This window comes from Frankia sp. AgB1.9 (assembly GCF_016786355.1).
Taxonomy (GTDB): Bacteria; Actinomycetota; Actinomycetes; order Frankiales; family Frankiaceae; genus Pseudofrankia.
Genome location: NZ_JADWYX010000216.1, coordinates 1 through 8,196 on the forward strand (window position 1 = coordinate 1; position 8,196 = coordinate 8,196).

An 8,196-nucleotide genomic window follows, 5' to 3' on the forward strand; every position below is an offset into this window, starting at 1 on the left:
GGCGAGCCGGGCCAGCTCGCCTGCCCGTGCCCGGGACCGGGCGGCCAGTGCCGGGGTGGCGGCCAGCAGCCGCAACGCGCCGAGCGCCGCGCCCGCGGCGGCCGGCGCTAGGCCGGTGTCGAAGATGAACGTGCGCGCAGTGTCGATCAGGTGATCACGGACCTCGACCGGCCCGAGGACGGCGCCGCCCTGGCTGCCCAGCGACTTCGACAGGGTGACGGTCGCGACGACGTCGGGTTCGCCGGCCAGCCCGGCGGCCGCGACCGCGCCCTCGCCGCGCGCGCCGACGACGCCGAGCGCGTGCGCCTCGTCCACCAGCAGCACCGCGCCCTGGCGGCGGGTGACCGCGTGCAGCTCGGCCAGCGGAGCCAGGTCGCCGTCGGCGGAGAAGACCGAGTCGGTCACCATCACCGCCCGCCGGTAGGAGCGCCCGGCCAGCGCGGTGTCGACGGCGGCGACATCCAGATGAGGCACGATCGCGACCTCGGCGCGGGAGAGCCGGCAGGCGTCGACGATCGAGGCGTGGTTGTGCTCGTCGGACACCACGAGGTCACCGGCCGAGACCAATGCCGTGAGGACGCCGAGGTTCGCCGCGTAGCCGGAGGCGAAGACGAGGCCGGCGGCGAAGCCGGTGTGGGCGGCCAGCTCGGTCTCCAGCTCGGCGTGCAGCTCGGTCGTGCCGCTCACCAGTCGGCTGCCGGTCGAGCCGGCGCCCCAGGCGCGCAGTGCGGCCACCCCGGCCTCGACGACGTCGGGGTGGCGGGACAGGCCGAGGTAGTCGTTGCCGGCCAGGTCGAGGCGGATCAGGTCATCCACCGCGGGCCGGGGCCGGACCGACCGACGCAGGCCCGCGGCGCGCCTGGCCTGGGCGTTGACGTCCAGCCAGGCCAGTGGGGCGGGCGGCGCGCTCAGTCGTTCGTGCACGGTCACGTCCGCGACTGTATGTCGGCTTCGTTGGGCCACGGGTAGCGCGCCGGGCACAGAACGGCGGCGCCTTCGCTGTGCGGGACAGCCGTTGCCGCCGCTCCCACCTCGCGCCGGAGCCCGGCCCGCCGCACTCGGATTCCTCCTGGTCAGCCATCGGGCCCAGGCCGACCGACGGCGCTCGGCTGGGTGACGCGGCGCGCACGTTCGCGTCGATGCCTGGTTGGCCCGCGCCGGCCTGGCGGGGGCGGTCACCCCCTTCGACCAGCGGTGGCACCGGGCCGCGCGGGCCGATCCGGGCCGTCGCGGAGATCACCCGGGGCCTTGGTTGTTCAAGAGGCGGGTTCTTCTGGCAGTCTTCCGGCCGTGGGAACCCTCGCTGACATGCTGCACGCGAGCACCGACCTCCGCGACGAGGACATCGACCACCTGCACGCACTGGTCGCGGACTGGGCGCTGCTGGCCGACCTGTCGTTCGCGGACCTCCTGCTCCTGGTTCCCAGCAGGACCTCCAGCGCACGGGCCGGCCGGGGCGGCCAGACCGAGTTCCTCGTCGTCGCCCAGGTGCGCCCGACCACCGGCCCGACCGCGTACCACAACGACGAGGTCGGCAGCGTCGTGATCAACCGCTGGGTGGTGCGCAACGCCTGGCGGGAGCACCGGATCGCCCGCGAGGGTGAGCCCGAGTGGGACGGCGGGGTGCCGGTACGGACCGAGGCGATCCCGGTGCGCCATGGCGACAAGGTGATCGCGGTGTTGGCCCGGGACACCAACCTGGCCACCACCCGGACCCCGAGCGCGCTGGAGTCGGCCTACCTGCAGGGCGCGAACAACCTGGCGCTGATGGTGGCCGAGGGCCTGTTCCCGTTCCGGGGCAGCCCGGCCGAGCTGCCCGAGTCACCCCGGGTCGGCGACGGCATGATGCGCCTGGACGGGGCCGGGAAGGTCATCTTCGCCAGCCCCAACGCGTTGTCGGCCTACCGCAGGCTCGGCTACACCGGCAACGTCACCGGCGAGGACCTGCGCTCGGTGCACCGGGCGCTGAACCTGCCGGCCACGACCCCGGCCGTGTGGCACGCGATCGGCCGCCGTCGCCCAGTGGAGGTCGAGCTGGCCGTCGCCAGCACCGTCGTGTTGCTGCGCGCGATCCCGCTCTTCCCCGGTCAGACCCGTGAGGTCCTCGTCCTGGTGCGTGACGTCTCAGAGCTGCGCCGCCGCGAGGCCCAGCTGCTGAGCAAGGACGCGACGATCCGGGAGATCCACCACCGGGTCAAGAACAACCTGCAGACGGTCGCGGCCCTGCTGCGGCTGCAGATGCGCCGGACCAAGGTGGACGAGGCCAGGGACGCCCTCGGCGAGTCGGTGCGCCGGGTGACGTCGATCGCCCTGGTGCACGAGACGCTGTCGCAGACGCTGGGCGAGTCCGTTCCGTTCGACGAGATCGCAGACCAGATCACGTCGGTCACCGTCGACCTCGCGACCACCGGGTCGCGGGCGACGACGCGCCGGGTCGGCTCGTTCGGGATGCTGTCCGGCGCGCTGGCCACGCCCTTGGCCCTTGTGCTCTCCGAGCTTTTGCAGAATGCTGTCGAACATGCGTTCGACGGATCGGCGGGCTCGATCGAGGTCCGAGTGCGTCGGACGGCCAGCCGGCTCGACGTTGTCGTCGCCGACGACGGTGCCGGCCTGCCGGACGACTTCCAGCTGGAGCACTCGCCGCGACTTGGCCTGCAGATCGTGCGTCAGCTCGTGCTCGGCGAGATGCAGGGGACGATCCGGCTGCAGGCCGGCGCCGGCCGCGGGACCGAGGCCTTGCTCTCGATCCCACTTTCTTCAATTTGAGTGTTTGGGGCTTGCGGGGCCGGGTATCCCTCTGCACGTGGAGTCTGTCGTCGATGAGCGTGCATCGAGCGCTCACGTTGCGTCAGGCTCCTGGCCGTTTCGCGTGACTGTGGGTGCCCCGCCGGTTCGGCCCCGCGCCGGGTTGGCGCCGTCGGTTTTGCCGGCCGTCTCGACCCCGGAAAACGCATCGGCCGCTCCATCCGTGGCGCGCCGCGCGAAGACGGCGGCCGTGCGGACAGAACGGCCGAGAGTGCCGGCGTCCGAGACGCACCGAGTGGATGCGCAGCGTGACATGGGCACGGATGCAACTACCGCTGTGCCGCACACTTCCTCGGCCAGCGCTTCTTGCTGCTCTTTGTGGCCGGGCTCGGGAAAGCTCGGCGTTGTCGGATACCGGCCCATGGGCCCGCCGGCCGCGGATGTCTCGGCCGCCCGGGGAGGGGTGCGCCCTCGGGCCTCGTTCGTTGTCTCGTCGCTGACCGGTGGCCAGCGGCTGATGGCCGATTCCTCAGACTTCCCGGACCGCCAACCTGCCCGACCGGCTACGCCGATCTGGCAGGAACCCTGCCGCCGATCCGATGGGAACCCTGACTCAGGCGGTGCGGACTCGCAGCACCTGCCGCTTGAGGGAACGTCGCTCGTCTTCGCTCAGGCCACCCCACACGCCGGCGTCCTGGCCGGTTTCGAGCGCCCAGTTCAGGCAGTCAGAGGTGACAGAGCAACGTCGGCAGACGGCTTTGGCCTCTTCGATCTGACGCTCTGCGGGTCCGGTGGTCCCGATCGGGAAGAAAAGCTCGGGGTCCTCGTCACGGCAGAGCGCTCTGTGGCGCCAGTCCATGCGTCCTACTCCCTCTGTCGTTGCGGGCGACACTGCACATGAGACGGCTGGCCGGCCCCCCGGGTTGTGCCACGACCTGACGGTCTCGTGCAGAGGTTCTCTCTCTGCCCGCGGCGACTGACTCGGGTGTCGGCTAGCCGACGGTGTGCCTGACGACACTGTGTAACTAACGATCATGTGCACGCGTGCGCCCGGGTGTATGTGGTCATCCACCTCGGACATTCGCCACCCTCCCACCGGAACGGGCAGGGGCGCAAGAACCTGCAAGCGCCTTCACACCATCTCTGGCCTGCACTTGTCCGCTGGGGACACGGGCGGACCACGACCGGAGGCGGTCGGGATGACTAGGAACGGCCATCTCGATGCCCTGTTGGCTATGGGCTGTTGGCTCCATCGGTTGGGTGTTGTCGGGATAGTCCAAGTAGGCCATGCAGGATCATACGACAGGGCTCATGCCAACTAGGCATGGTCGGGACAGTTTTGGCTGGGCCGGTCTGGGCGCGGCCTCGACGGGGCGCGGCGGCCCACGGTCGGCTGGACGGCGGCTGGACGGCGCTCGTCCGCACGTACTTGTTACACACTTCTTACCTCCCTGCCCTCGCGGCTCGGCGGCCGGGTGAGGCCGGCCCGCGGTTGGGGCAGGCCCTGCGGCGGTGGTCGGGTGTGGGACCGATCCCGTCGAATCGTCCGCGCGGCAAAGCCGGCGCTCGCGGTGCAGGATGGCGTCGAGGGTCGTGGTCCGGCGATCGGTGGGGGAGGCTCCGTGGAGGTTCTGGGGCATCGCGGCAGCCGGAGTCCCGGCCCCGAGAACACGGTCGCGGCCGTCGACGCGGCCTTAGCTGCCGGCGCGGACGGCGTCGAGATCGACGTCCGGCGCAGCGCCGACGGGGACCTCGTGGTGGTCCACGACGCACGACTGCCCCGGCTGGGCGGGCGGGCGGTCCTGCGGCGTTCCACGGCCGAGCTGGCGACCAGGGGAGTGCCGACGCTGCACGAGGTCCTGGACGTCTGGGCCGGGCGCGGCCGGATCATCATCGAGATCAAGAACCAGCCCGGTCAGCCGGACTTCGACGCACCCCGCGAGCAGACCGCGCAGGTCCTCGTCGAGGTGCTGCGCGCCCGCGGCCTGACCGGCGCGGACACCGGCGTCACCGTGTCGTCGTTCGACTGGTTCGCCATCGAGCGGGTACGCGCGGCGGACCTCGGGGTGGCGACCGGCTTCCTGACCATGCCCCGGATGGCGGTGAGCGGCGGCCTCGCCTACGTCCGCTCGGCCGGCCACCAGGAGTTGCACGCCCACACGTCCGCTGTGCTGGCCGCCCCGCACGCGGGAACGCTCGCCCACCGGGCCGGCGTCCGGCTGGTCACCTGGACCGTCACCAGCGACCGGGCCGCACTCCGCCTGCGCGAAGCCGGCGTCGACGCAGTGATCTGCGACGACCCCGCGGAGGTCGTCCGCGCGGTTCGTGGCTCGATCGCGACGCCGCTGCCGGCGCCTGGGTCGACCTGACCGGGCCTATCGCCTAAGCGATGACGCGCAGGGCGGCGGGGTGGGAGGTCAGGGTGACCTCGCCGTGCTGACCGAGGTACTCGCCGTCCATCTGGAACGGAGCCTCAGGGGCGGCCTGCAGTCGGACGACGTCGAGGTCGTGCTCCAGGACGACGTTGCGGCCGTGTGGCCCCCGGTCGCCCGTGAGCATCTGGCCGGTGAGCCGAAGCAGGCTCGACAGGTGCAGCCGACGCAGCGCCAGGAGGTCGAGCCCGGTGTCGAACGACGCCTCCGGGCAGGCCCGCACCGGGCGGTCGCCCAGATAGGTCCAGGGCACGGTGTTACAGACGACGACGACGTCGACCTCGCGGTCCGCGCCGGCCGCCGAGTCGTCGTCGGTGGGCGCTGCGGCGGCCCGGTCGGGCTCGAGGTCCAGGGTGATGCGCGGGTGGCCGCGGCCGGCGCCGGCGCTGTAACGGGCTACACCGCTGCGCAGGAACAGCCCGGCACTGTTGCCCCGGCCGCCGGAGCGCTTGCGCTCGACCCGCCCGACGACCTCCGCGTCCAGGCCCATGCCGGCGCAGAAGGTGAACCAGCGGGACTGGTCGGCCCAGCGGGCGTGGCCGAGGCCGACCCGGCGGCTCCTGCCCTCGCGCAGGTGGGCGAGCAGCTCCCCGGTCGCCTCGACGGGGGAGGCGGAATATCCCAGCGCCCTGGCGAAGACATTGGTGCTGCCGCCGGGGACGACCGCGAGGGCCGGGGCATCCGGGTTCGGGCCGTCGCGCAGCAGGCCGTTGGCGACCTCGTTCACCGTTCCGTCGCCGCCGAGCGTGATGACGACGTCGATGCCGGTTTCGGTGGCGCGCTGGGCGAGCTCAGCCGCGTGCCCGCGTCCCTTGGTGATGACTGTTTCCACCGCTAGATCGGCCGACAGGGCGGTGACCAGGACGTCCCGGACCCGCTCCGTGGTCGTCGTCGCGGCGGGATTGACGACCAGGAGCCCTCGCATGACCACCACGGTAGTACCGCGTCGCTTTCCGATGCTCGTATGCGGAATGTCTCACAATGTCGGCCGCGTAACAGAATGTCGCGAACTCGCCTGTCGGGCTTGACGCCATCTGCCTGCGGCTTACTGGTCAACTTCCCGAAACTGACGGTTTGACTCCTGTCGGCCCGAGATCTCGCCTGGGCCGTAGGGTCATCGGCATGGGAAGTGCCGAGACGCCGGGCGGCGGGGGCCGGGACGCCGGGCCGAGTGAGCGGGCCGAGGCGAGCGCCGACGGACCGGGCTCCGCCGCGGCGACGCCGTCCGACCCGCTGTCCGCGGTCAGGGCGACCTTCGCCGCGTTCGCCGGGGCACCCCGCGCGCTCGCGGCGGCGGCGGTCCTGGTCGCCGCGCAGGGCCTGCTGCTCGTCGGGCTCGGCGTCTGGCAGGTGGTCCGAGGCTTCGGCCACCACATCGACAACCTGGGCCGCGCCGAGTTCGGCGGAGTCCTCTGCCTGGTCTGCGGCGTAGTCGTCGTCGGGCTGGCCCGCGCTCAGATGGTCAGGCGGGCCACCTCGAAGACACCGATCGTCGTGATCGAGCTGCTGTGCCTCCCCGTTGGCTGGGCCATGCTCCAGAACGGCCTGCTCGGCTACGGCCTCCCCCTGCTGGTGGTGGCGGTAGCCACGCTCGCCCTGCTGGCCCTGGCGGCCTCCCGCTCCTAGCCAGGGCGCGCCCGTGCCGGCCGGCCGCTGCCTTAGTTGTCCTCCAGCAGGCCCCGGCGTAGCTGGGCCAGGGTGCGGGCGAGCAGGCGTGAGACGTGCATCTGGGAGATGCCCAGCTCGATCGCGATCTGGGACTGGGTCATGTTCCCGAAGAAGCGCAGCAGCAGGATGCGCTTCTCCCGCGGCGGGAGCTTCTCCAGCAGCGGCTTGAGCGACTCCCGGTACTCGACGCCCTCCAGCGACTCGTCCTGGACGCCCAGGGTGTCGGCGACGGCCGGCGACTCGTCATCACCAGAGTCGGGCGCGTCCAGCGAGACGGCCGAGTAGGCGTTGGCGGACTCCAGGCCTTCGAGGACCTCTTCCTCGGTCATCTCGAGGTGAGCGGCGATCTCGGCGACCGTTGGCGAGCGGCCCAGCTTCTGGGACAGCTCCGAGGTCGCCTTCGTCAGCGAGAGCTTCAGCTCCTGAAGCCGACGCGGAACCCGGATGGCCCAGCCCTTGTCGCGGAAGTGCCGCTTGATCTCGCCGACGATCGTCGGGGTGGCGTAGGTGGAGAACTCGACGCCACGCTCCGGGTCGAACCGGTCGACGGACTTGATCAGGCCGATGGTGGCCACCTGCACGAGGTCGTCCAGCGGCTCGCCCCGGTTGCGGAACCTGCGCGCGAGGTACTCGACCAGCGGCAGGTGCATGCGGACCAGCTGGTCGCGGATGGCGGCGCGCTCGGCGTCACCCTCCGGGAGCTCGACCAGCCGGGCGAACAGCGCGCGCGCATGGGCCCGGTCCGGTGACGAGGCCCGGTCGGACGGGCGCGGTTCCGTGCGTTCGCCGGCGTCGGACGTGGTCGCGTCCGCCTGCGGCGCAGTCGCGGTGTCGTCGTTCGTAGCGGCGTCGTTCACAGCACTCGCCCGCTCGCCATCCGTCAGATCGGTCACGTCGGTGCCCGCGGGCTCGACGTCGTCGGCGATCGCGGTCCGCGCCGCCTGGCCGGGGTCGGTCGCCGCAGTGTCGGCCGGGCCCGCGCCGCTCCCGGCCGGGCTCTGGCCGCTGGCCGGGGCGCCCGCCTTCGTGTCGGAGCGCGAGGCCGGCCTGGCCGGACCCGACCGGCGGGATCCCGCACCCTCGGGCGCGTCGGGGACGGCCTCGTCGGGACCGCCGGAGCGCTGGTTCAGGCTGGAGAACCGGTCTCGCGGGGTGGTCGGGGTGCGGCCTGCCGAGGTCATGAGGTCCCCACGGCGCCGAGCTTCGCGCCCAGCTCGCTCGGCTCGGCGCTGCGGCTGCGGACGTGCCCGGCCGGCGGCTCGCCCAGGTCCGCCCGGTCGCCGCGTCGTTTCGCCAGTTCGATGGTGACGCGGTGGCCGGGGCCGGTGGAGCTGGAGACCTCGCCGGCGAG

7 protein-coding genes and 1 pseudogene are annotated in these 8,196 nt (G+C 72.4%); 3 read left to right on the forward strand and 5 right to left on the reverse strand.

Going from position 1 to position 8,196, the window contains the following annotated elements; translation table 11 throughout:
• Positions 1 to 924: aminotransferase class I/II-fold pyridoxal phosphate-dependent enzyme (locus tag I6A60_RS40075; protein ID WP_203023763.1), on the reverse strand; the 924-nt coding region annotated here is incomplete at its 3' end.
• 384 nt (positions 925 to 1,308) lie between these two features.
• On the opposite strand from I6A60_RS40075, the gene I6A60_RS40080 reads away from it, so the two are divergent.
• A complete protein-coding gene (locus I6A60_RS40080) occupies positions 1,309 to 2,766 on the forward strand; it encodes a sensor histidine kinase (RefSeq protein WP_203023762.1) in 1,458 nt (485 codons plus the stop codon).
• 592 nt (positions 2,767 to 3,358) lie between these two features.
• On the opposite strand, the gene I6A60_RS40085 is transcribed toward I6A60_RS40080, so the two are convergent.
• Positions 3,359 to 3,604 (reverse strand): WhiB family transcriptional regulator, encoded by a 246-nt coding sequence (locus I6A60_RS40085; protein WP_013422003.1) that lies wholly within the window; start codon positions 3,602 to 3,604, stop codon positions 3,359 to 3,361.
• Between the two features lie 763 nt (positions 3,605 to 4,367).
• Between I6A60_RS40085 and I6A60_RS40090 the strand changes: the two genes are divergently transcribed.
• The gene (locus I6A60_RS40090) at positions 4,368 to 5,114 is read left to right on the forward strand and encodes a glycerophosphodiester phosphodiesterase (protein ID WP_203023761.1); all 747 of its coding nucleotides are present in this window, start codon (positions 4,368 to 4,370) and stop codon (positions 5,112 to 5,114) included.
• A 13-nt stretch (positions 5,115 to 5,127) separates the two neighbouring features.
• On the opposite strand, the gene I6A60_RS40095 is transcribed toward I6A60_RS40090, so the two are convergent.
• Complete coding sequence (locus tag I6A60_RS40095) at positions 5,128 to 6,102, reverse strand: diacylglycerol kinase family protein (RefSeq protein ID WP_203023760.1); 975 nt, start codon at positions 6,100 to 6,102, stop codon at positions 5,128 to 5,130.
• A gap of 197 nt (positions 6,103 to 6,299) precedes the next feature.
• Between I6A60_RS40095 and I6A60_RS40100 the strand changes: the two genes are divergently transcribed.
• Positions 6,300 to 6,803 (forward strand): hypothetical protein, encoded by a 504-nt coding sequence (locus I6A60_RS40100; protein WP_203023759.1) that lies wholly within the window; start codon positions 6,300 to 6,302, stop codon positions 6,801 to 6,803.
• 32 nt (positions 6,804 to 6,835) lie between these two features.
• Here I6A60_RS40100 and I6A60_RS40105 read toward each other — a convergent pair whose 3' ends face one another.
• Entirely contained in the window at positions 6,836 to 8,026 is a 1,191-nt protein-coding gene (locus tag I6A60_RS40105) for an RNA polymerase sigma factor SigF (RefSeq protein ID WP_203023758.1), read from the reverse strand.
• Positions 8,023 to 8,196 (reverse strand): annotated as a pseudogene (locus tag I6A60_RS40110) (anti-sigma factor); the annotation flags it as partial. The pseudogene I6A60_RS40110 and the gene I6A60_RS40105, both read right to left, overlap by 4 nt.